The sequence below is a fragment of the Arthrobacter liuii genome (genome assembly GCF_014639275.1).
Lineage (GTDB): Bacteria > Actinomycetota > Actinomycetes > Actinomycetales > Micrococcaceae > Arthrobacter > Arthrobacter liuii.
On sequence record NZ_BMFW01000007.1, the window covers coordinates 136,026 to 157,931 of the forward strand.

21 protein-coding genes and 1 pseudogene are annotated in these 21,906 nt (G+C 66.1%); 9 read left to right on the top strand and 13 right to left on the bottom strand.

The window, feature by feature from the left end; translation table 11 throughout:
• Window positions 1-100: 100 nt before the first annotated feature.
• Window positions 101-1,186 carry an ATP-dependent DNA ligase gene (locus IEW19_RS10330; protein ID WP_188571539.1) on the bottom strand — a complete coding sequence of 362 codons (1,086 nt, stop codon included), beginning with the start codon at window positions 1,184-1,186 and terminating at the stop codon, window positions 101-103.
• Between the two features lie 61 nt (window positions 1,187-1,247).
• The gene (locus IEW19_RS10335; protein WP_188571540.1) at window positions 1,248-2,171 is read right to left on the bottom strand and encodes an AEC family transporter; all 924 of its coding nucleotides are present in this window, start codon (window positions 2,169-2,171) and stop codon (window positions 1,248-1,250) included.
• Between the two features lie 152 nt (window positions 2,172-2,323).
• Here IEW19_RS10335 and IEW19_RS10340 point away from each other — a divergent pair, with 152 nt between their 5' ends.
• Both IEW19_RS10340 and IEW19_RS10345 read left to right on the top strand, forming a co-directional pair.
• Complete coding sequence (locus tag IEW19_RS10340; RefSeq protein ID WP_188571541.1) at window positions 2,324-3,550, top strand: pyridoxal phosphate-dependent aminotransferase; 1,227 nt, start codon at window positions 2,324-2,326, stop codon at window positions 3,548-3,550.
• A 124-nt stretch (window positions 3,551-3,674) separates the two neighbouring features.
• Window positions 3,675-3,911: a hypothetical protein gene (locus tag IEW19_RS10345; RefSeq protein ID WP_018762891.1), complete on the top strand. Its 237-nt coding sequence runs from the start codon at window positions 3,675-3,677 to the stop codon at window positions 3,909-3,911.
• Window positions 3,912-3,941: 30 nt separating this feature from the next.
• On the opposite strand, the gene IEW19_RS10350 is transcribed toward IEW19_RS10345, so the two are convergent.
• The 3 genes from IEW19_RS10350 to IEW19_RS10360 are packed head-to-tail and all read right to left on the bottom strand — an operon-like array spanning window position 3,942 to window position 7,564.
• Window positions 3,942-4,778 (bottom strand): NAD(P)-binding domain-containing protein, encoded by an 837-nt coding sequence (locus IEW19_RS10350; RefSeq protein WP_188571542.1) that lies wholly within the window; start codon window positions 4,776-4,778, stop codon window positions 3,942-3,944.
• Window positions 4,768-6,180: a vanillate/3-O-methylgallate O-demethylase gene (ligM, locus tag IEW19_RS10355; RefSeq protein WP_188571543.1), complete on the bottom strand. Its 1,413-nt coding sequence runs from the start codon at window positions 6,178-6,180 to the stop codon at window positions 4,768-4,770. The genes IEW19_RS10350 and ligM (IEW19_RS10355) overlap by 11 nt, the downstream gene beginning before the upstream one ends.
• 34 nt (window positions 6,181-6,214) lie before the next feature.
• Window positions 6,215-7,564, bottom strand: a complete 1,350-nt coding sequence (locus tag IEW19_RS10360) for an aminomethyl transferase family protein (RefSeq protein ID WP_229748417.1) — start codon at window positions 7,562-7,564, stop codon at window positions 6,215-6,217.
• A 205-nt stretch (window positions 7,565-7,769) separates the two neighbouring features.
• Here IEW19_RS10360 and IEW19_RS10365 point away from each other — a divergent pair, with 205 nt between their 5' ends.
• From IEW19_RS10365 to IEW19_RS10390, 6 genes are all read left to right on the top strand, one after another.
• Window positions 7,770-8,867 (top strand): 4-oxalomesaconate tautomerase, encoded by a 1,098-nt coding sequence (locus IEW19_RS10365; RefSeq protein WP_188571544.1) that lies wholly within the window; start codon window positions 7,770-7,772, stop codon window positions 8,865-8,867.
• 35 nt (window positions 8,868-8,902) lie between these two features.
• Window positions 8,903-9,868 (top strand): VOC family protein, encoded by a 966-nt coding sequence (locus IEW19_RS10370; RefSeq protein WP_188571545.1) that lies wholly within the window; start codon window positions 8,903-8,905, stop codon window positions 9,866-9,868.
• A 46-nt stretch (window positions 9,869-9,914) separates the two neighbouring features.
• A complete protein-coding gene (locus IEW19_RS10375) occupies window positions 9,915-11,405 on the top strand; it encodes an aldehyde dehydrogenase family protein (RefSeq protein WP_188571546.1) in 1,491 nt (496 codons plus the stop codon).
• 119 nt (window positions 11,406-11,524) lie between these two features.
• Window positions 11,525-12,448, top strand: coding sequence for a methylenetetrahydrofolate reductase (locus tag IEW19_RS10380; protein ID WP_188571547.1), 924 nt, complete (start codon window positions 11,525-11,527; stop codon window positions 12,446-12,448).
• An 89-nt stretch (window positions 12,449-12,537) separates the two neighbouring features.
• Complete coding sequence (ligM, locus tag IEW19_RS10385; protein ID WP_188571548.1) at window positions 12,538-13,950, top strand: vanillate/3-O-methylgallate O-demethylase; 1,413 nt, start codon at window positions 12,538-12,540, stop codon at window positions 13,948-13,950.
• A gap of 69 nt (window positions 13,951-14,019) precedes the next feature.
• Window positions 14,020-14,655 carry a PadR family transcriptional regulator gene (locus tag IEW19_RS10390; protein ID WP_188571549.1) on the top strand — a complete coding sequence of 212 codons (636 nt, stop codon included), beginning with the start codon at window positions 14,020-14,022 and terminating at the stop codon, window positions 14,653-14,655.
• Here the strand turns inward: IEW19_RS10390 and IEW19_RS10395 are convergent, their stop codons facing one another.
• The 8 genes from IEW19_RS10395 to IEW19_RS10430 all read right to left on the bottom strand — a co-directional run bounded on the left by IEW19_RS10395 (window position 14,656) and on the right by IEW19_RS10430 (window position 21,152).
• Entirely contained in the window at window positions 14,656-15,906 is a 1,251-nt protein-coding gene (locus IEW19_RS10395) for an ABC transporter substrate-binding protein (RefSeq protein WP_188571550.1), read from the bottom strand. It abuts the gene before it with no gap.
• A 2-nt stretch (window positions 15,907-15,908) separates the two neighbouring features.
• Window positions 15,909-16,994 (bottom strand): branched-chain amino acid ABC transporter permease, encoded by a 1,086-nt coding sequence (locus tag IEW19_RS10400; protein ID WP_188571551.1) that lies wholly within the window; start codon window positions 16,992-16,994, stop codon window positions 15,909-15,911.
• Window positions 16,994-17,875, bottom strand: a complete 882-nt coding sequence (locus IEW19_RS10405; protein ID WP_188571552.1) for a branched-chain amino acid ABC transporter permease — start codon at window positions 17,873-17,875, stop codon at window positions 16,994-16,996. Before IEW19_RS10405 ends, IEW19_RS10400 begins: the two co-directional genes overlap by 1 nt.
• A 5-nt stretch (window positions 17,876-17,880) precedes the next feature.
• Window positions 17,881-18,591 carry an ABC transporter ATP-binding protein gene (locus IEW19_RS10410; RefSeq protein ID WP_188571553.1) on the bottom strand — a complete coding sequence of 237 codons (711 nt, stop codon included), beginning with the start codon at window positions 18,589-18,591 and terminating at the stop codon, window positions 17,881-17,883.
• A complete protein-coding gene (locus IEW19_RS10415; protein WP_188571554.1) occupies window positions 18,578-19,360 on the bottom strand; it encodes an ABC transporter ATP-binding protein in 783 nt (260 codons plus the stop codon). The genes IEW19_RS10410 and IEW19_RS10415 overlap by 14 nt, the downstream gene beginning before the upstream one ends.
• Before the next feature lie 132 nt (window positions 19,361-19,492).
• Complete coding sequence (locus IEW19_RS10420; protein WP_373283586.1) at window positions 19,493-19,813, bottom strand: MoaD/ThiS family protein; 321 nt, start codon at window positions 19,811-19,813, stop codon at window positions 19,493-19,495.
• Complete coding sequence (locus IEW19_RS10425; protein ID WP_188571556.1) at window positions 19,773-20,882, bottom strand: WD40/YVTN/BNR-like repeat-containing protein; 1,110 nt, start codon at window positions 20,880-20,882, stop codon at window positions 19,773-19,775. Before IEW19_RS10425 ends, IEW19_RS10420 begins: the two co-directional genes overlap by 41 nt.
• Before the next feature lie 69 nt (window positions 20,883-20,951).
• Window positions 20,952-21,152: a hypothetical protein gene (locus IEW19_RS10430; protein ID WP_188571557.1), complete on the bottom strand. Its 201-nt coding sequence runs from the start codon at window positions 21,150-21,152 to the stop codon at window positions 20,952-20,954.
• A gap of 277 nt (window positions 21,153-21,429) precedes the next feature.
• Between IEW19_RS10430 and IEW19_RS10435 the strand changes: the two are divergent.
• Window positions 21,430-21,906, top strand: a pseudogene (locus IEW19_RS10435) (hypothetical protein); the annotation flags it as partial.

Consider the following 21,906-nt stretch of genomic DNA (forward strand, 5'->3'; position numbering starts at 1 on the left):
GCCGTCCGCCGCGTACAGACTGGCCCTGTTTTCAGGCCGGAGAGCCCGCCATTCCCCCAAATGGCGGGCTCTCCCCCGTTAAAACTGGGCCAGTCTGCGGCTAACGGCCGGTCTCCAGCACCGAGGCCAGGTCAAAGTTCACCGGCTCCTCCAGCTGCGCGTAGGTGCAGGATTCCGGGTCGCGGTCCGGGCGCCAGCGGTTGAACTGCGCCGTGTGGCGGAACCTCTCGCCCTCCATGTGGTCGTAGCGGACCTCCACCACCAGTTCGGGCCGGAGCGGCACGAAGGACAGGTCCTTGCCGGCGCTCCAGCGGCTGCCTTCGGCGTTCCGCGGCGTCCGTTCCCCCTCTTCCTGCTTGGCCCACGCCCACGGGTGGTTCTCGAAGTCCGTCACCAGCGGCTGGAGCTCGTCAAACAATTCCATGCGGCGCTTCATCGGGAAGGCGCCGATCACGCCCACGCTGGCCAGGCCGCCGTCCTCCTTGTACAGCCCCAGCAGCAGGGACCCGATGACGTCAGGACCACTCTTGTGGAGCCGGTAGCCTGCCACCACGCAGTCCGCGGTGCGCTCATGCTTGACCTTGAACATCACCCGTTTGTCCGGCTCATAGCTGCCGGCCAGGCGTTTGGCCACGATGCCGTCCAGGCCGGCCCCTTCGAACTGCTCGAACCACTGCGCGGCGGTGTCCTTGTCAGTGGTGGCGGCGGTGAGGTGGACGGGTGCCTTGCTGTCCGCGAGTGCCTTCTCCAGCGCAGCCCGCCGCTCCGAGAAGGGCATGCCCGTGTAGTCGTCGTCGCCCAGGGCCAGGAGGTCGAAGGCCACGAAGCTGGCCGGGGTTTGTTGGGCCAGCAACTTCACCCGGCTGGCGGCGGGGTGGATGCGCTGCTGCAGGGTGTCGAAGTCGAGCCTGTCCCCGGAGGAGCCGATCAGGATGATCTCGCCGTCCACCACGCAGCGCGGCGGCAGGTTTTCCTTGAGCGCGGCCACCAGTTCCGGGAAGTAGCGGGTCATGGGTTTCTCGTTGCGGCTGCCGATCTCCAGGTCGTCGCCGTCGCGGAAGATGATGGACCGGAAGCCGTCCCACTTGGGCTCATAGCTGAGGTCCCCGCCACCCGGAATGCCGTCCATGCCGCTGACGGCCTTGGCGAGCATGGGCGGGACGGGCGGCATCACGGGAAGTTCCATGTGCCCATTCTTGCCCGGCCGGCGCCCCGGGCGGTAGGGCGGCATGGCGCGGGCCCGGCTTTCAGGCGGCCAGCAACCAGACGATCAGGACCAGCACCGGCGCCGCGGCGACCGTGGAGAGCAGGATGGTTTCCCGGGCCACGGCCACGCCCCGGCCGTATTTGCTGGCAAACAGGAACACATTTTGGGCTGAGGGAAGCGCCGCCATGAGCACTACGCCCAGGAGCATGTGGTGGTCCAGGTTGAACAGGAACCGGCCGACGACGAACGCCACCGCGGGCATCACGGCGGACTTGAGTGCCGTGGCAGTGAGGATTTCGGCGGTGTTGCCACCGCTTCGAAGCATTTTGGTTCCGTGCAGCGACATGCCGAAGGCCAGCAGCACCACAGGGACGGCCGCACCCCCTAGGAGCGCCAGCGGTGCCATCACCGGCTCCGGAAACTTCACATGGAACGCGGCCAGGACTACACCCAGGAGCGAAGCGATGATCATGGGGTTGCGGAAGGGCTGCGTCAGCATCAGCCGGGGCGAGAACCGGCCAGCGGCGGAGAGGTCCAGCAGGGTCAGGACAAGCGGGGCAAACAGGAGCAACTGGACCAGCAGGACGGGAGCGACAGGGGTGGCGTCCCCCAGCGCATAGAGCGTGATGGGGATGCCGATGTTGTTGGCGTTGACGTAGGAGCCTGCCATCGCGCCAACGGCCGTTTCAGCCAGCGGCCTTCGAAACCAGATGCGGCTGGCGGCCACATACAGCAGTGCGGTGACCGCGGCCGTGATCATGGCAAGCGGGACGTAGGCGGAGAAGACCACGGACAGGTCTGACTTCAGCACCACCGTGAAGAGCAGCACCGGATTGGTGATGAAGAACGCGGTGCGGGTCAGTGCCGAGATGGTGGGTTCATCGCCCAGCCCGCAGCGCGCAGCGATGTATCCAACGGCAATGACGACGCCGATCACCGCCAGTCCGATGAGCACACCGCCCACTTGGGGTACTTCCTTCCGGTTCTGCCGTGCACCACCGCAGGAAGGCAGTACTACAAGTCCACAACTTATCGGATAAGGAGCGTTGCGCCACCACGCGTCCACGGAATGGCCAACCCAGCCGCCCGCCGTCGTGCTTTGTGAAAAGATCAACCATGCACGCCATGCAGCACTCCAGCAAGCTTGAAAACGTCCGGTACGAGCTCCGGGGGCCGATCCTCCAGGCTGCCAAGAACATGGAGGCCGAGGGGCACCGGATCCTCAAGATGAACCTCGGTGACACGGCGCCGTTCGGGCTGGAAGCACCGGAGTCCGTGGTGGTGGACATGATCCACCACCTTCGCGGGGCCCAGGGCTACAGCGACTCGAAGGGCATTTTCACGGCACGGACAGCGATCTCGCAGTACTACCAGACGCGCGGCCTGATGACCATCGGCGTGGAGGACATCGTCATTGGCAACGGCGTCAGCGAGCTGATCTCCATGTGCCTGCAGGCGTTCATGGAAAACGGCGACGAAATCCTGGTCCCGGCACCGGACTACCCCCTGTGGACCGCCGCCGTGACGCTGACCGGCGGCACGCCTGTGCACTACCTCTGCGACGAGGCGGAGACCTGGTGGCCGGACATGGCCGACGTGGAAGCCAGGATCACCAGCCGCACCAAGGGCATTGTGATCATCAACCCGAACAACCCCACCGGCGCCGTGTACCCCCGGCACATCCTGGAACAGTTCGCCGGCCTGGCCCGGAAGCACAACCTGGTCCTGTTCTCGGACGAGATCTACGAGAAAGTGCTGTACGGGGATGCCACGCACATCCACATTGCCGCCGTGGCCGAAGACATCTGCTGCCTGACCTTCAGCGGCTTGTCCAAGGCCTACCGCATGCCGGGCTACCGGGCCGGATGGGTGGCCATTACCGGGCCGCTCGCGGCCACCGCCGCCTACCGTGAAGGCCTGGAACTGCTTGCCTCGCTGCGCCTGTGCTCCAACGTCCCTGCCCAGCACGCAATCCAGACCTGCCTGGGCGGCTACCAGAGCATCGAGGCGCTGGTGAAGCCCGGCGGGCGGCTGCGCGAGCAGCGGGACCTCGCCCACAAGCTCCTCACTGCCATTCCCGGCGTGACCTGCATACCGGCGTCGGGCGCCATGTACCTCTTCCCCCGCCTGGACCCCGAGCTTTACCCCATCGCCAGTGACGAGCAGTTTGTCCTGGACCTGCTCCGGGACCAGAAGATCCTCGTTTCCCACGGCTCGGCCTTCAACTGGCCCACACCCGACCACTTCCGCTTTGTCATCCTCCCGTCGGTGCTGGAGATCAGGGAAGCTGTCCGCAGGATTTCAACCTTCCTGGCGGCCTACCGGAGCGGGGAAGCAGCGTGAAACCGGGGCGGCGCGAAGAACTAACCGCGCCCTAACCGCCAGGAAACCGGTACGCAACATTCCCGGCCCACACTTGGTAGTGCAGGCAAGAGCCGGCACCAGCTCCAGCCAGGAGGCCCCCGCGATGTTGAAGAAAGCGACCACGCATGTAACACGAGTCCGCGCCCTGGACCAGCTCCATCGCGGTGACGAAATCGAAGCCCGCCTCTCGGTGGGGCCCTCCTACGACGACGTGGTGATCCGCCGCGGCAGCGTGCAGGAAACGGCGCCCGGCATCGGCGTGGTCTGGATCCTGGACCGCATCACGGGGGTGCGGAAAGCAATCAATACGGACGAGTGCAGCGTATGGCGGGTGGCGTAAGCGGATCCTGGACATGGGCGGCGGGCGTAGTCAGGAAGGACTGTCCGCACTCTGTTCCTCATCCTGGAGCCGGTGCTGGTGCGCCAGGGAATGCAGCCATTCGATCGTGGCGTCTGTCACCGGGTGCGCAGCTCCCAGCGACTCAAGGAAGGCCCTCGCCTCGGACATTTCCACTTCCCTGCGTACAGCATGCTGCCGGGTCCCCTCCAGCATCCGCGCCACCAGCGCCTGGCCTGACGGGCCCAGCTCCGCTTCGATCTGGCTGATGATCCAGTCCTTTGCCCCTACCGCGTCGGCGGCAGTGACCGACTCCAGGACGGTAGCCGCCAGACCCTTCATGAACACGCTGCGCAGCAGCTTCAGGCCGGCCGCAGTACCCGCTTCGCCGCCTGCACCCGTGGCCGGGACGCCCCATCCGGTGAAGAGGGACACCAGCGCATCCGCCCCCGTGCCGCTAATCAGCAGGGGCGAATCGATCCGGCCGCGGGGAACGGGCGCCAGGATGGCCACATCGGCGAACAGGACGCCTTTTCGGGCAGCCCGTTCTGCGAGCTGCCGCTTAGTAGCCGGCCCCGCGGTGTTAAGGTCCGCGAAGATGGCACCCGCCTCCATGGCAACCAGCGCCTCCTCGAGGACACGCTCCGCAGCCTGCCCGCCTACCAGGCTGAGCACCAGGCCGGCCCCCGCCACCGCCGCGGTGATGTCTCCCGCCACGGCCACACCCGGCGGGACCGCCCCGACCACGGGGTCCGTTGCCGTGACCCGCAACCCCTTTGCGGCGAGGTCCTGGGCATAGATGCTCCCGGCTTCCCCGAGGCCCAGGACGGCAACGGACGCGCCGTCCGTTCCCTCCGGCCTACCGGGCACCGGCGGCCGCGGTCCGCCAGCCGCCGTGGTACTCGGTGCGCGCGGTGACGGCGTACGGGGCGGGGCTGACCACGGCGCGGACGCTGATCTGTTCGTGCGGCTCCACCGTGGTCTTGCGGGATCCGCCGTCGGGTTCGCCCCAGACGACGCGGACCTCGGTGCCGATCTCCACGTTTGGGTCCACCGTGGCCAGGGAAAGGCCGCGCCGTTCGTTGGCCGTCACCCCGGTGAACAGCGACAGGCCCACCCCTGCGCCATCCGCGTCCACCACCGAGTCGTAATTTGACGACCCGTAGTTGGCATTGGGGATGTCGAAGAACTGGTAGCCCGGGTTGTCGCGGTCCAGGAACGACGCCCAGATTTTGGCAAGGTCTTCGTCGTTCCAGGCGAGGGTCACCTTCTTCCGCTGGCCTGCCGGCTCGATCCGCTGGAGGGCATCCCGGCCAATGAAGTCATGGTCGAACTTCACGAACGAGCCGTAGCCCAGCTCCCACGGTGTCAGGTAGTAGTCCTCGATGTTGCCGGAAACGAACGAGCCGGCGAGCGCGTTCACTGCCTCGTAGCTTGTTGCCGGCAGCCATTCGCGGTAGGCGCGCTCGGCGTCGCTGCTGTAGATCGCCGGCAGCGGCGAAGGGATCCAGCCCGATTCCAGCGTGTTGGAGGAGTAGGCCCGCGACCCGCACGGTTCGAGGCCGAACTCCGCCCCTGCCTCAAGCACTGCATCGCGGATCCTGCCGTGCTGCTCATAGGGTCCCCAGATTTCAAGCCCAGGCGCCCCCGCCATGCCGTGGCGCAGCGTCCGCACCTGCTGGCCGGCAATATCAAGGTGGCCCATGTGGAAGAACTTCACCTGCTCAAGCGTTCCGCCGTTGAGCTTCTCGATGATCTGCCAGGCGCTGGGGCCCTGGATCTGGAAGCGGTAGAACTTCCGGCTGACGGCCTGGCCGTAGGGACGCGACGGCGACCGGTCATCGTAGGTGCATTCGACGTCGTACCCGCCGTTTCCTGCGTGAAACTGGAGCCAGTTGGCGGCCGGCGCACGGCCCACATAGACGAACTCCTGCTCAGCCAGGTGGAACAGGATGCCGTCGCCGATCACCCCGCCATTGGAGGCCGTCGGCACAAACTGCTTGGCGGTGTTCACCGGGAAGTTGGCGAAACTGTTGACGCCCGTGTCCGAGAGGAGCTTCAGGGCATCGGGACCCTTCATGAAGAAGTTGACCATGTGGTGGGACTGATCGTAGAGCACCGCAGTTTCACGCCACGCACGCTGTTCGCGCCGCCAGTTGGTGAACTCAGCGGGGACCACCGGATAGATATAGGTGCCCAGTTGGGAGTTGCGCAGCAGTTCAACGGTGTTGCCTGCCGCGTCGAGCACATCCTGCAGGGACTTCGAAGCCATTGGCTCTCTCCTTCTGTTCGGTGGGTGGCGCGGTTCAGTGGGTGGTGCGGTAGCCCTCGCGTGCGTATTGGACATAGGGAGCGGGGGCGACGGTGGCTCGTACGGGGACCTGCCGGTGCGGTTCCACCTGCAACTTGGCCGAGTTGGGCTCTTCGCCCCAGAGCACGGTAACCTCCGCACCATCCTCCACACCGTCCAAAGCCGCCAGGGAAACGAAGGAGTGCTCGTTGGCGATGTAGCCGCAATCAAAGGACTGGCCAACGGTCCTGCCGTCGTGGAGCACCCGGTCAACCTGGTACAGGGCGTAGCGGGCCTTGGGCAGCTCCATGTACTTGGCGGGAAGCCCTGGGCGCAGGATGGAACCCATCACTTCCTCGACGTCGCCGGGGTTCCAGACCAGGGTCACCTTGCGGCGGGAGGAGGTGCGGGAAAGCGCCTCGAGCGCGTCCCGGCCCACGAAGTCGTGGTCGAACGCCACCGAGCGGCCGTAGCCCAGGTCATAGGGGGTCAGGTAGTAGTCCTCGATGTCCGCGGAGTCGAAGCTTCCCCCGAGTGAGCCGGCCGCGGAAGCCGGAAGCCATTCGCGGTAGGCCCGCAACCGTTCGTCCGTGAAGACTGCCGGCACCGGTGAGGGCACCCACCCGGACTCAAGGTTCGCCGTCGAGTAGCCTTTTGCTCCCACCGGGGTCAGGCCGAATTCCGCACCGGCCTGCAGCAGCGCATCCCTGACGCGTCCGCCCTGGGCCCACGGCCCGAACAGCTCATACCCTGGCTGTCCCGCCATGCCATGGCGGATCGCCCGGACTTCGAGCCCCGCGATGGGGAAGCACCCCATGTGGAAGAAACCAATCTGCGGCACCGGGGCGCCGGTGAGCTTTTCGATGATGGCGACGGCGGTGGGCCCCTGGAGCTCGTAGCGGAACAGGCGCGGATCACCGGCGCGGACGATGGAATTCCCGTCACGGGAAACGTCCACGCGGTGGTCTCCGGACTCGGCGTGGTACTGCACCCAGTCCAGCGCCATCGGGTGCCCCACGAGGTTGAAGGAGTGCTCGTCGAGGTGGGCCAGGATGGCGTCGCCAATGAGTTGCCCGGCGAGGTTCACCGCGATGAACTGCTTGGCCCGGTCCACGGGAAAATGTGCAAAGGAGTTCACCGCGAGCCCGCGCAGCAGGCCCTCCGCGCCCGGCCCGGACAGGAAAAGGTCGGTCATATGGTGGGACTGGTCAAGAAGGGCACAGGTGGTGCGCCAGGACCTCTGCTCGGAGCGCCAGTTGCTGAACTCGGCCCGCACGGGGAATACGTGCGGGCTGGCGGGCGAATCGCGCAAAAGCTGGACCGGTGAATCCGCCCGGTCCAGCGCTTCCTGCAAACTTTCCGTCACTGCGGCATTCCTGTCACTGCGAACTCCATCGTTCGGTCCACGGTGGGGAGTAGCCGGGACGTCCAGTACCAACGCGATTGCTAACAAAATTGTATCGGATGTCTTGACCAGAGTTCCAGAGCATGCTTTTCTGGCACTGTCCGCCGGAAAGGACTGACCATGGGCCATCCAGGCACCATGCCCGCCGTGGAACGCGAGGGTGGAAATGCCCGAAACAGAGGGGATCCCCTGCCTCCTCATGCGGGGAGGGACCTCCAAGGGTGCGTTGTTCCTCGCCTCCGACCTGCCTGCCGATCCGGGGGAACGGGATGACGTGCTGTTGAGGCTCATGGGCTCTCCCGACCCACGCCAGGTGGACGGGCTGGGCGGGGCACATCCGCTGACCAGCAAGGTCGCGGTCATCGCGCGCTCCCAGGACGCCGGCGCGGACATCGACTACCTCTTCCTCCAGGTGGGCGTCGATACGGCGCTGGTTACCAGCCGGCAGAACTGCGGAAACATCCTTGCAGCAGTAGGCCCGTTCGCCGTCGAGCGGGGCCTGGTGCCGGCCTCCGACGGCCACACGGACGTGCGCATCCGAATGGTTAACACCGGCAGCGTTGCCACCGCACGGTTTGCCACCCCCGGCGGAGTGGTGGACTACGACGGCGGTCCGGCGTCAGGGGGTGCGGTGGCGATCGACGGCGTCCCGGGCACGGCGGCGGCCATCCGGCTCAACTTCGAGGCCACGGCCGGATCATCAACGGGCGCCCTCTTCCCCACGGGCAAGGTACTGGATCACGCGGAGGGGGTGGACATGACCTGCGTTGACAACGGAATGCCAAGCGTCCTCATGCGCGCCGCCGACCTTGGCCTTACGGGTGAAGAGGCCCCGGCGGACCTTGAGGCGGACGAACGCCTGGCACAACGGCTGGCAGGGCTCCGCCTAACGGCGGCGGACCTGATGGGCATGGGCGATGTCAGCGGTGCCACTGTCCCCAAGCTGGTCCTGCTGGCGCCACCGCGGGCCGGCGGATCCATTGCCACCCGAAGCTTCCTCCCCGTGCGCGTCCACACTTCCATCGGCGTCCTTGGAGCACTCACAGTGGCGGCGGGGGTACTGGCTGAAGGATCCGTAGGCCATGACCTGGCCACGCTTCCCTTGCCGGGCGAACCTCTCCGGGTGGAACACCCTTCCGGCCACTTCGACGTCGAGGTGGCCGTCGACTCCACCACGGACGGCTACACCGTGACCCGCTCGACTGCACTCAGGACAGCGCGCAAGATTTTCGACGGACGCGTCTTTCCGCGCCCACGCCTATGACACCTTGCACTACCACCTTAAGAAGGGACAGCTCCATGACCGGGTACACCTCGTTCGACGTCGCCCACCTGGGGAACGTGGAACTACTGACCCCCGTCTTCGAGGAGAGCCTCTGGTTCTTCCGCGACCTGCTCGCCATGCGCGTGGTGGCAGAGTCCAGCAGCGACGGCACGAAATCCGTATATCTGCGGACCTGGGACGAGTACCAGCTCTACACCCTGAAGCTCACCGCATCAGCCGATGCCGGCGTCGGACGCACCACCTTCCGGACCACCAGCCAGGAGGCGCTGGAGCGCAGGGTCGCCGCCATCGAAGCCACCGGCCTGGGCATCGGCTGGGAGGACGGGGAAGTTGGGACCGGACCCACTTACGCGTTCCGGGACCCGGACGGGCACCGCATGGGCATCTACTACGAGAGCAAACGGTATGAAGCAACGGACGACAAGCCCGCACTGAAGAACCAGGCTTCGGCTTTCCCCGGCCGAGGCGTTAACGCCCGGCGTCTGGACCACATCAACTTCCTCGCCAAGGACGTGGTGGCCAACGGGGAATTCGTGGCCGGCGCGCTGCGGGGGCGGGAGAGCGAGCGAATCCGGCTCGACGACGGCGGCTACGCCGCCTGGTGGTTCCACTTCAACAACAAGTCCTACGACATCGTGTACTCCGACGACTGGCTCAAGCACGGCAACCGGCTCCACCATGTGGCGTTCGCCCCCGATACCCGTGAAGACATCCTGAAGGCCGCGGACGTCTTCCTTGAAAACGGCATCCACATCGAGTCCGGGCCCCACAAACACGCCATCAACCAGACATTCTTCCTCTACGTCTGGGAGCCGGGGGGCAACCGGATCGAACTGGCCAATGCCGGGGCCCGCCTGCTGCTGGACCCCGACCAGCCAGTGGTGGAGTGGAGCCAGGAGGAGCGCAGGAAAGGGCAGGCCTGGGGCATGAAGACCATCGAGACGTTCCATACGCACGGAACGCCGAACGTCCGCCAGTGAGAAAATTAAAGGATCCCGGCAGTACCGCACAGAGAGGTGCAACATCATGACCAATACAGTGGACACATCCGCCCCGGTGACCACGGGCCTCTACATCGGAGGCACCGAACGCCAGGCCGCCGCCACCATGGACATTGTTGATCCGGGGAAACCCGGGGCCATCGTCGGCCACGCAGCGGCAGCCGGCGCGGCCGACGTCGAGGACGCCATCGCGGCGGCCAAGGCCGCCTATCCCGGGTGGGCTACCCTGTCCGCGCAGGAGCGGGCGGACCAGATGCGGCAGGCACTGGAAGGCATCGCCGATTTCCGTGATGAGGATGCCGCCCTCCTGTCGCAGGAAAACGGAAAGATCCGCATGGAAGCCTGGGTGGACTCCCTGGTGTTCGAGATCCGGTGGAACCTCGCCCTGGAACTGGCTCCCGACGTCGACACCCCCAAGGTGCTGCCGCCTGCGCCGGGAATCCCCGTCTCCACATCGGTCACCTTCCAGCCGCTGGGCGTGGTGACGGTGATCGTGCCGTTCAACTGGCCCATCGCCATCCTGGCGGCCTCGCTTCCGCACGCGCTGCTGGCAGGGAACACCGCAATCGTGAAGCCGCCACCCACGGCGCCGCTGGCAACCACCCGCGTGGTCCAGCGGATCGCCGAAAAACTGCCGCCGGGGGTGCTGAACGTCGTGACGGGCAAAGACGCGGACGTGGCTGCGCTCATCACCAGCCCGGACGTTGCCAAGGTGTGCTTCACGGGAAGCGTGGGCGGCGGCAAGCGCATCATGGAGATGGCCGCGAAGTCACTCACCCGGGTGACGCTTGAACTGGGCGGGAACGACGCCGCCGTCATCCTCGCCGACGCAGTGCTCGATGACACCCACCTGGACCGGCTCTACGCCGCCATCTTCGACACCACCGGCCAGATCTGCATGAACGCCAAGCGGGTTTACGTCCACCGTTCCCGCCTGGACGAACTGGTGGCCGGGCTCTCCCAGCGGCTTGGGAAGGCAGTGCTCGGCTACGGGCTCGACGAGGGGACCACCATGGGTCCGCTGCACTCGCCTGTGCAGAAGGCATTCGTGGCCGAACTCATCGAGGAGGCCAAGGAAGCAGGCGCGGATGTGAGGGAGTTCGGAACCCTTCCCACGGACCCTGAACTGCGGGGCGGAAACTTCCTGCGCCCCGCGCTGGTGATCGGTCCCGACCCCTCGCTGCGTGTCGTCACCCAGGAACAGTTCGGGCCCGTCATTCCCCTGATCCCCTTCGACACCGAGGAGGAGGCAGTGCAGGCGGCGAACGCAACCTGGGCGGGTCTGTGCGGTTCGGTATGGACCGCCGACCCTGCGGCCGCTGACCGGGTGGGCGGACAACTGGTCTGCGGCTATGTCTGGGTCAATGACCACGGCGCCACCCGGCTGGACCTGCGGGCGCCGTTCGGCGGCATGAAGCAGTCCGGCATGGGCAGGGAACAAGGCATCGAGGGGGTCCGGGCCTTCCAGGACACCCGCGCCATTGCCCACCTTGAGCCGGAAGCGTCAGCAGGGTAGTCCGGCGTCGGGCCGTGCGTGGCCGGCCAGGGCTGTAGTAGGTAACTATCGACATTACCTATGCCCATAGGTAATCTTGGAGGTGGGTGCACCGTTGCACCCGCCGAAAGGATGACCTGATGGCGACTCGAATCATGCCCGCCCCAAACCGGGCAGCATCCCTGGAACTCATCAAAAACTTCTCTTTGGAGATGACCGGCAAGGACATCGCCGCACTCATCGAGGCAAAGGACAAAATACCGCCCCGCACCCGCATCAACGTCACCTTCCTCGGCAACGAGGACCTGGAGATGCGCGTCGCCGCGGCGAAGACCGTCCGGGACCTCGGCTTCGTCCCCGTGCCGCACGTCCCAGCCCGGCGGCTGGCGTCGAAGGGCGGCCTCGAAAGATTCCTCCGGCGCCTCCAGGAGGTGGATGCCACCGAGCATCTTTTCGTGGTCGGTGGCGACCCCGCTGAACCGGAGGGCCCGTATGAGGACTCGCTCGCGCTGATCAACACCGGACTCCTGCAGCAGTTTGGAGTCCGGGAGGTGGGAATCGCCGGATACCCGGAAGGCCATCCGGATATCTCCACGGAAACTCTCTGGCGGGCCCTGGCGGACAAGACCGCGGCCCTCGCCGAACAGGATATCGACGCCGCCATCCTCACCCAGTTCGCCTTCGACACCGATCCGGTGGCCGATTGGATTGATGCTGTGCGGTCCAGGGGCATAATGGCACCGATCCGGGTGGGAACGCCCGGGCCGGCGGGAATCAAACGGCTCCTCGGCTTTGCGCGCCGGTTCGGGGTGGGAGCCAATGCGATGATCGTCAAGAAATACGGTTTCTCGCTGGCCAACCTCATGGGGGACGCTGGCCCGGACCGGTTCGTCAACGATCTGGCCGCCGTTCTGGCCGAACGGGCACCCGGGCAGGGCCACCACCTGCCCGGGCAGGTTGGACTGCACTTCTACACTTTCGGCGGCCTGCTGGCCACGGCCGACTGGGTCCGGCACTTCACCGCCGACGCTGGCCAGGCGGGACGCCAGGGCGCTGCACACTGAGTCCCGCAAGGGCCAGTCCTGCCGATGTGGCAACCAAACCATCGTCTTCTGATACCACCAGCAATCCGATACAGAACAAGAGGTTCAACGTGGCACCGAAAAATCTGCAGGAAGTCCTCGACGCATCCAAAGGCGCGGTGGACCTCCTCCGCAACTCCCAGATCGGCTCCTACATCTATCCGGTGGTGCCGGCCGACTTCCAGAACTGGATCAAGGAACAGACCGCCTGGCGGCAGACAGCCGTCCTCTACGACCAGTCCCACCACATGGACAACCTGTTCATGAAGGGCCCGGATGCCATCAAGCTGATCACCGCCACCGCCATCAACTCCACCGCCACGTTCCCGGTGGACAAGGCCAAGCAATATGTGCCCACCACTGAGTCCGGCCACGTCATTGGCGACGGCATCCTCTTCCATGAGGCGGAGGACGAATACGTGTATGTTGGCCGCTCGCCGGCAGCAAACTGGCTGCTCTACCACGGCGAGACAGGCGGCTACCGGGACCTGGACATCACCGTGGACCGTCGCTCACCGTCGCGGCCTTATGGACACCCCGTGAACCGCCAGTACTACCGCTTCCAAATCCAGGGGCCCAGCGCGTGGCAGGTCATCGAAAAGCTCAATGGCGGCGCGCTGGAGCAGCTGAAGTTCTTCAACATGTCCACCATGGCCATCGCCGGGACCACCGTCCACACCCTGCGGCACGGCATGGCCGGCGCCCCGGGCCTGGAGGTCTGGGGTCCGTACGCGGACCACGACCGGATCCGGGAAGCAATCGTCGAGGCCGGCGCCGAGTTCGGGCTGGTCCCCGTGGGCTCCCGGGCGTATCCGTCCAATACCCTCGAGTCCGGCTGGATCCCGTCACCGCTGCCCGCCATTTACACTGGTGAGGCGGAGCGCGGCTACCGCGAATGGCTGCCCGCGGACGGTTACGAAGCCACCGGAACGCTGGCCGGGTCTTTCGTGTCCGGGAACATCGAGGACTACTACCTGACCCCGTGGGAGCTGGGCTACGGCTCGTTCGTCAAGTTCGACCACGATTTCATCGGCCGCGACGCACTCCAGCAGATCGACCCGGCCTCACAGCGCAAGAAGGTCACGCTGGCGTGGGACGGCGATGATGTCACAGCAATTTTCGCGTCGCTGTTCAACGTGGACGGGCCCAGCTACAAGTTCTTCGACCTGCCCCTGGCCAACTACGGCTCGGCCAACTACGACTCCGTGGTGGATGCCGACGGAACCGTGGTGGGGTACTCAATGTTCACGGGTTACAGCGCCAATGAACGGCGGGCACTCTCGCTGGCGACCATCGATCCCAAGGTCCCCGAAGGCACGGAACTGAAGGTCGTGTGGGGCGAACCCAACGGCGGAACTGCCAAGGCCGCCGTCGAACCCCATGTGCAGACGGAGGTGCGGGCCGTGGTCAGCCCGGTCCCCTACTCCACCGTGGCACGTGCCACGTACCAGGGCGGGTGGCGGACGAACTATCAGTCGGCCTAGGCTGGGGACCCTGGTGTGCGGGGGTGCAGGTGCCCCCGCACTTTCCTTGAGCCCTTGGAGGGGTACCGCATGAGCCTTCGGTACGCGCTGCTTGCCCTGCTGCGCGTGGGCCCGCTGTCAGGCTATGAACTGCAGAAGCAGTTTTCCATGTCGGTGGGGCACGTGTGGCATGCCCCCGACTCCCAGATCTATCCTGAGCTCCGCAAGATGGAGGCAGAGAACCTGATCGAGGGTGAGGAGCAGCCCAGGGGCCAGCGCGCCACCCGGCGCGTCTACCATGTGACCGAAGCCGGGGACCGGGCTTTTCTCGAATGGATGCAAACCCCCCTGGAGTATGCGCGGGTCCGCGATCCTGCCCATTTGCGGGCCGCCTACCTGGAGGCGGCCTCCCCTGAGACGGCCCGCGCGTTCTTCCGCAGGCACACGGAACAGTGGGAGGCCGAGCTCGCCCAGTGGGAAGGTGAACTCCACCGCATCGCCCAGGTGGACAACCCGATGCTGGTGCGCCGCCTGGCCGTGACCGATCCGGCGGACCGCGAGCGGACCATCGCCTTCAAACGGTTCACCTACGAGGGGCTGGTGGACCGGGCCCACGCGGAGATCGCATGGGCCCGGCGGGGGCTCGAGCTCATCGACAGCCTGGAATCCGAGGGCGGAGCCGGGCCGGTGCCAAACGGTCCGGAGCCAAGCGCCGCCCGGGCCTAGTCAGCCAAAGTTTTCGGCTGTTGCATAGCCCTTGCCGTTGTACTTCTGCACCACCACCGAGGACACCGCCGGCTGGCCGTCCACCGTGGTGTCAACGGACGTTCCTTCGAGCATCAGTGGTGCCTTCAGGCCCTTGATGTCCCGCAGCGCCGTCATGAAGCTGTCCCGCGTGGGCTCCTTCATGTTCTGGAAGGCCTTCTCAAGCGTGGCCCCCACCATGTAGCTCCACATGCAGTGCGGGAACGCCGGCATGTCCGGGTAGTTTCCGTACTGCTTCAGTTCGTCAAGGAATTTGACGACGTCGGGGTCCTTGGCGAACGCCGGGCTCTGGGGCGCCTTCGCAAACGACACCGAGTAGATCCCCGGGTAGGCGGCTGCACCGCCGGGCTCGAGGATCGCCGTCGGGCTGGACGTGTTGGATGGCAGGAACCAGATGGGCTTCCAGCCGATCTGCTGCGCCTTCTGCAGTGACGCGATGGTGAGCGGCGTGATGGACATGGCGTTGAAGAAGACGTCCGCGCCGGAGGAAGCGAGCTGGGTGAGCTGCGCATCCACTGAGGTGTCGGTGGCCTCGTAGGTCTGCTCCCCCACCACGGAGATGTTGGACGCGCCCTTGATGGAATCCTTGAAGCCCGCCACGTAGCCCTTGCCGTAATCATCGTTCTGCGACAGGATGGCCACCTTGTGCTGCGCTCCCGATTTCGCCAGGAGCTTCCCGAAGGCGGCACCCTCATTCTGGTAGACAGGCACGAAGCCCAGCTGCCAGGGGCTCTGCTTCCGGTCGCTGAACAGCGGGTCACCGGTCATCACCAGCACTTGCGGGACCTTCTGGCTGATGGCGGCATCGCGGAACGCCCGGTTGGTCGGCGTACCCAGGCCGGCGGTGGCGGCAAACACGTTGTCGGACACCATCTGCTGGAAGTTCGCCAGCGACTTTTGCGGATCGTAGGCGTCGTCATAGGACTTGATGTTCACGGTCCGCGTCTTGCCGTCGCCGAACTTCACGCCGCCCGCAGCGTTCACGGCACCGAAGTAGGCCGAAACACCGGCAACGGTGCACTTGCCCGGCCCGGCGGTTGCGCCGCTGAGCGGTGTGGTGATCCCCAGCGTGATCGCCGAGTCCGTGATCCCCGGGGAGGACGCCGAGCCGCCGCCCTGCCCGCCGCCGTCGCCCCTACAACCTGACAGGGAGAGCGCGACGGCGGCCGTCACCGCAACGATGCCAAGTACCCCGCCTGGCTTCTTTCTCATCTTCATGGTCCATCTTGCCTCTCTGTTTGTTCTGGTCCCTCCGGCGCAGCATCCGGTACCGGATGCTGCGCCGGAGGCGTCTGCTGGGAAGTCTCCGCTGCTGGGCGGGCGGTGGAACGGCGGGTGGCACTGCGGCGGGTAAGCCTGCGGACCACCCGGGGAAGGCTGACCAGGCCGCCGGGCAACAGGAACAGCACCGCGAGGAGGATGGCACCCTGGCTGACGGTGGTGAGGTTGGGATCTATGGCGTTGGTCAGTTGCGGAACGAAGACGTAGTAGGCGCCGCCGAGGAGCGAACCGGCGATGCTTCCCGCACCACCGATGACCATGGCGGCCAGGAGGCTGATGGAGTGTCCGAAACTGAGGGTCTCCGGGGAGGTGTACTGCACGGCTGCGAGGTACAGGAAGCCGCTTGCGCCGCCGAAGATGGAGGCAATGGTGAAGGCGAGGACCTTTGTGCGGTAGGGCGAGATGCCCATGGAAGCGGCAACAGCCTCATTTTCACGGACCGCCGCGAAGGCCCGCCCGTACTTGCCCCGGACCAGGCTCCTGGCCAGCAGGAACGCCGCGGCCGACACCACCAGCACGATGTAGAACTGCCATTGGTCATTGTCCAGCCCGGACCAATCCGGGGCGTCGGTAAACCTCGCGGAGGTTCCCTGGGAGCCGCCGGTGAAGTCGGAGAGTCGCTTGGCCAGGGGGACGCCGACGATGGGCAGTGCGATGGTGACCATCGCGATGGCCAGGCCACCGAGGCGGGCGGCTGCCAGGGCTACCAGGAGCCCCACCAGGCCGGCAACGGCGCACGCTGCGAAAAACACCAGCAGGATGTTCCAGCCGTGGTTGACGCCGTACGCGGTGACGTAGGCGCCCAGTCCCACAAAGAAGATCTGTCCGAGGTTGACCTGGCCCGTGTATCCCATGACGATGTTCAGCCCCAGCACCGCCACAGCGTAGACACCGATGCGGATCAGCGTTTGGTTGGCGAAGGCCGGCAAAGCCAGTGGGGCGGCGATCAGTGCAACTGCCAGAACGGCGGTGAGGATCATCCGGACACGTGGCCGGCGGACGGTGGCGGCGGTGCTCATCAGACCCTCACCACGACCTTCCTGCCGAACAGGCCCTGTGGACGGATGATGAGGATGACGAAGATCAGGGCAAACGGCACGGCAATCTTGAGGTCGTGGCCGATGAGGGGGATATAGACCGCCACCAGGTTCTCCAGGACACCGATGGCCGACGCCGCCACCACACAGCCGATGGGGCTGCTCAGGCCGCCGAGGATGACGGCGGCAAGCGCGTAGACCAGGGCCGTGTCCAGCATGCCGGGCGTCAGGGTGAGCTGCGGAGCCACCAGGACGCCGGCGATCGCCCCGAGGGTGGCCGCGAGCCCCCAGCCGACCATGAGCAGGCGGCCCACCGGCAGGCCGGAGAAAGCAGCCGACGCCGGGTTGTCGGCAACGGCGCGGAGGGCCAGTCCCAGCTTGGTGCGCAGGAAGAGCAGTTGCAGGACCACCATGATCACAACAATGGTCACGGCAGTGGCAAGTGACCTGACGCTCACCACCGCCCCGAGAATCTCGACGCTTGTCAACGGGAAGAGCGACGGGAATGCAAGGTTGTTGTAGCCCCACAAGACAGCGGAGATGCCGGTCACGAGGGTGAGCAGGCCGATGGTCACCACCACCGCCGTGTCCGGATCGCCCCGTTCAAACCGGCGGAGCAGGAAGCGCTCCACCAATGCGCCGAACAGGAAGGACAGCACAACGGAGATGATGATGGCCAGGAGCAGCGGCAGGCCGAGCTGGACGAACACGTAGGCGATGTAGGCGGACAGCACGGCCATGCCGCCCTGGGCGAAGTTGATCAGGCCTGTGGCTTGGTTGACCAGCACAATTGCCAGGGCCAGGGCGGCGTAGATGGAGCCGGTGGCGAGGCCGTCGACGACGAGTTGGATGAAGGTTCCCATGCGCGTCAACCCCCCAGGTAGGCGCGGCGGATTTCGTCCATGCCTTTGAGTTCAGCTGAGCTGCCAGTGAGCACGTTGCGGCCCGTTTCAAGGACGGTGGCAGTGTCCACCAGCGAGAATGCCAGGTTCGCGTTCTGTTCCACCACCAGCATGGCGATTCCGGACTCGAGCCGGAGCCGGCGGATGGCCTCGTAGACCGCCTTGGCCGTGCTGGGCGCCAGCCCAAGTGAGGCTTCATCCAGCAGCAACAGTTTGGGCTTGGCCATGAACGCGCGGCCTACGGCGAGCATCTGCTGCTCACCGCCGGAAAGTGCCGCCGCGCGCGACCCCACCCGGTCCTGCAGCTGCGGGAACAGGTCAAGGCAGTAGTCAATGTCGCCGGCGACGGCCTTCCGGTCCTTGCGCAGGTAGGCGCCCACCAGCAGGTTCTCGCGCACGCTCAGCTGGCCCAGGGTGCCGCGGCCCTCCGGCACGTGGGCGATTCCGAGCGCTGCCACCTGGTCCGGCCGGAGGCCGCGGATGTCCCGGCCATCGAACCTGATCCGGCCGCCGGTCCTGACGGTTCCGCTGATGGCGCGAAGGGTGGTGGTCTTGCCGGCCCCGTTAGCGCCGAGGATTCCTACGGACCCGCCCTCCGGCACGCTGAGCGAGACCCCGTCCAGGACCTGCAGTGGCCCGTAGGAGGCGGTCACCACCGTGAGTTCAAGCAGCGTCATCCGCGGCGTCCTTCCCGATGTAGGCCTCGATAACGCGGGGATCGGACTGGGCTTCCGCTGCCGTGCCAGACATGAGCTTGCGTCCGTGGTCCAGCACCACCACCCGGTCGGTCAGCGCGGAGATGAGTCCCATGTGGTGCTCCACGATGATGATGGTGATGTCCTGCTCGGTGCGGAGGCGTTTGACGGTGGCAATGAGCTGCTCCACTTCGCCGTGCGAGAGCCCGGCTGCCGGCTCGTCGAGCAGGAGCAGCGCGGGCCTGGAAAGAAGCGCACGCCACAGTTCGACGCCTTTATGGAGCCCATGGGAGAGCTCATCGGCGGGCAGGTCAGCGGCCCAGGCCAGTCCGGCCCGGTCAAGGAGTTCCAGCGCTTCGGTACGGATGGCGCGCTCTGACCGGGCGGTGTACGGCAACCTGAGCGCCCAGGAAACGGGGCCCCCGGGCAGCCGCGTGTGCCCGCCAAGGAGTACGTTCTGCAGGACCGAGGCGTTCAGCTGGAGCGCCGGGTGCTGGAAGGTCCGTGCCAGTCCCAAGCGGGCCAGGCGGGCTGGGGGACTTCCGGAGGCTTCGGTTCCGTCGATGGAGATTGATCCGGAGCTTGGCCTGTAATGGCCGCTGATGCAGTTGAACAGGGATGTCTTGCCGGCACCGTTCGGGCCCACCAGGCCGAAGATCACGCCTGGCTCGACGTCGAAGCTTACGTCCTGCAGCACCTTGACCCCGCCGAAGTGCAGGCTGACGTCCTTGAGGCTCAGGCTCGCTGCCACCCTGTACCTCCCTGTCGCATCATCGCTGGGAATGGATGCAGCTGATCACCGCTGCACGGAACCGACGGTACGGATCGCAGACGAAATTGTCAACGATCTGGGATGCGCTTGGCCATCAGGGCTCCGGGCAGATCAGCCGCCCGCAACCGACTGGATCACCAGGACTTCCTGGCCCGGCACAACCTCCGTATCCAGGCCGTGCAGCCGCCGCACCTCGTCGCCGTCGATATAGATGTTGACGAACCTCCGCAGTGCACCGGTTTCGTCGCGGAGCCGCCGGCCCAAGACGGCATAGTCCACGGCTACCGCGTCAAGCAGGCTTGCCACCGTCACCGGCCCGTCGGCGGGCGTTGCCAGGACGGACTGGCCGCCGGCCAGGGGCTGCAGGACGCTGGGAAGCAGCAGTAAAATCTCAGGCACCGGCCACCACTGCCGCCCGGACGCACAGGACATCCGGCAGGTGGGAGGCCACCTCCCTGAACGTCGCTCCTTCGTCCGCGCTGGCGTAGACGGCACCTCCACGCGTGCCGAAGTAGAGGCCGGCCGGCTCTGCCGTGTCCACCGACGCGGCGTCCCTGAGCACGCTGTTGTATTCATGCTCAGGAAGGCCGGTGCTGAGCCGCGTCCAGGTGTTCCCGGCGTCGTCCGTGCGGTGGACGGCGAGCTTTCCGTCGGGAGGGATACGTTCGCCGTCGGCCTTCAAGGGAACCACCCAGGCCGTGCCGTCCCGGCGGGGATGGGTGAGCATCACGAAGCCGAAGTCCGCGGGCAGGCCCTCGGCGATCGAGTTCCAGCTGTCCGCGTTGTCGTCCGTCCGGTACACGCCATGGTGGTTCTGGGCGTAAAGCCGTCCTTCCACTGCGGCATCCGCGGCGATCTTGTGCACGCACTGGCCGAACTCCGGGTTGGGGTCCGGCATGAAGTAGGCCGAGATGCCCTTATTCCGCGCTTCCCAGGAAGTGCCGCCGTCGAGCGAGCGGTAAACGCCGCCGGTGCTCATGGCAACATGCACCGTTTCACCCACCGTGTCCACCAGGATCGAATGGGCCGCGGCCCCGCCGTAGCCTGCTCCCCATTCACTCCGGTGCGGGTGGTCCCACAGGCCACGGTTCAGCTCGAAGTGCTCCCCGCCGTCCGTGGATTTCCAGACGGAGATCGGTTCGGCTCCCGCCCACACAACTCCGGGACGGGACTCGGCGTCGGGGTAGATCTGCCATACGCGGTCCAGTGCAGCGCCGGTGTCCTCCGGGAACTTGATGGCACCCTGTTCCGGTTCGGACCAGGTGGCGCCAAGGTCATCGGAGTGTGCAACCGTGGGTCCCCAGTGCGGGCTGCGTACCCCCACCAGGATCCGGGTGCGGCCTTCCCGGGTATCGATGCCGATGCTGGGAATCTCCGCCATCAGGAAATGCGGGCCGGTGAAGGACCACTCCTGCCTGTCCGGGCTCGTGGCCAGCCACAGCCCCTTCTTGGTGCCGATTGCCAGGACATATGATTCTGCCGCCGTTGCCATGCCGACCATGCAACCACCGGATGAGCTGGCGCGCAACGGTTTTCGGCCCCGGGGGCTCCCCACCCGAGTAGGCGCGGGTCAGTCCACGAACTCCGACTGTGTCTCGATGAAGTCCCAGTCCGCGGTGGTCAGTACGGCAGCGGGATTGTCCGGATGCGGACCACCTGCCTCCGCAATGCCCTGGAGGACCGGAAGCGGAAGCTCCTCTGAATTGAGGTTTTGCCGCAGCCACTCCTTGCTGGCCAGGTCCAGGTCCAGCCACCACATGAAGATTTCCACGATGCCTCTCCTTGCTTCATTTAGAACGTTAGGCGCGGCATTGGCGGCGGACAAGGTCCGTTCGAAGAAGCAGGTGTGCCCGGGCGCCTTTAGGGTACGCGCAGGTAACTTGGCCCGACGGCACCAGGAAAAGACGAGTACCCCCTACTGGCGACTGCCTCAGACGGCACCCCTAGCCTGAAATCTCAAAGCAAGCTGACCGTGCTGCTGGGGCATACGGCGTCACCGCTGCCCTTTCCCCACCATGGTCCCTTCGCCACATATATGGGGAGAAAACATGAAACGCACCTTAGCCACAATGGGGGTGGTGGGTCTCGGCCTGATCAGCCTCACAGCACCCGCCATCGCATCTTCCGACCCAGTGGTACTCGCCCACCCTGGCGGAAGCGCCGTGATACCGCTGGAATTTAATATCAAGGGCACAGGCGGGAACGGTCAGAACAATACAGTGATGCCCCCGGTGCTTGCGCAGCCGGCGGGCGGCACCAACAACGCAGGCGGCAACGGCGGCGGCGGCAGCAACAACGCAGGCGGCAACGGCAACGCAGGCGGCACCAACAACGCAGGCGGCAACGGCAACGGTGGCGGCACCAACAACGCAGGCGGCAACGGCAACGGTGGCGGCACCAACAACGCAGGCGGCAACGGCAACGGTGGCGGCTCCAACAACGGCGGCGGCAACGGCAACGGTGGCGGCTCCAACAACGGCGGCGGCAACGGCAACGGCGGCGGCAACGGCAACGGTGGCGGCTCC

Excerpts from the sequence above, each read along its gene's own strand:
- IEW19_RS10395 (WP_188571550.1), bottom strand. The coding sequence starts at position 15,906 with ATGAGAAAGAAGCCAGGCGGGGTACTTGGCATCGTTGCGGTGACGGCC.
- IEW19_RS10400 (WP_188571551.1), bottom strand. The coding sequence starts at position 16,994 with ATGAGCACCGCCGCCACCGTCCGCCGGCCACGTGTCCGGATGATCCTC.
- IEW19_RS10420 (WP_373283586.1), bottom strand. The coding sequence starts at position 19,813 with ATGTCCTGTGCGTCCGGGCGGCAGTGGTGGCCGGTGCCTGAGATTTTA.
- IEW19_RS10380 (WP_188571547.1), top strand. The coding sequence starts at position 11,525 with ATGGCGACTCGAATCATGCCCGCCCCAAACCGGGCAGCATCCCTGGAA.
- IEW19_RS10410 (WP_188571553.1), bottom strand. The coding sequence starts at position 18,591 with ATGACGCTGCTTGAACTCACGGTGGTGACCGCCTCCTACGGGCCACTG.
- IEW19_RS10345 (WP_018762891.1), top strand. The coding sequence starts at position 3,675 with ATGTTGAAGAAAGCGACCACGCATGTAACACGAGTCCGCGCCCTGGAC.
- ligM (WP_188571543.1), bottom strand. The coding sequence starts at position 6,180 with ATGGCTTCGAAGTCCCTGCAGGATGTGCTCGACGCGGCAGGCAACACC.
- IEW19_RS10330 (WP_188571539.1), bottom strand. The coding sequence starts at position 1,186 with ATGGAACTTCCCGTGATGCCGCCCGTCCCGCCCATGCTCGCCAAGGCC.
- IEW19_RS10390 (WP_188571549.1), top strand. The coding sequence starts at position 14,020 with ATGAGCCTTCGGTACGCGCTGCTTGCCCTGCTGCGCGTGGGCCCGCTG.
- IEW19_RS10405 (WP_188571552.1), bottom strand. The coding sequence starts at position 17,875 with ATGGGAACCTTCATCCAACTCGTCGTCGACGGCCTCGCCACCGGCTCC.
- IEW19_RS10365 (WP_188571544.1), top strand. The coding sequence starts at position 7,770 with ATGCCCGAAACAGAGGGGATCCCCTGCCTCCTCATGCGGGGAGGGACC.
- IEW19_RS10370 (WP_188571545.1), top strand. The coding sequence starts at position 8,903 with ATGACCGGGTACACCTCGTTCGACGTCGCCCACCTGGGGAACGTGGAA.
- IEW19_RS10375 (WP_188571546.1), top strand. The coding sequence starts at position 9,915 with ATGACCAATACAGTGGACACATCCGCCCCGGTGACCACGGGCCTCTAC.
- IEW19_RS10340 (WP_188571541.1), top strand. The coding sequence starts at position 2,324 with ATGCACGCCATGCAGCACTCCAGCAAGCTTGAAAACGTCCGGTACGAG.
- IEW19_RS10425 (WP_188571556.1), bottom strand. The coding sequence starts at position 20,882 with ATGGTCGGCATGGCAACGGCGGCAGAATCATATGTCCTGGCAATCGGC.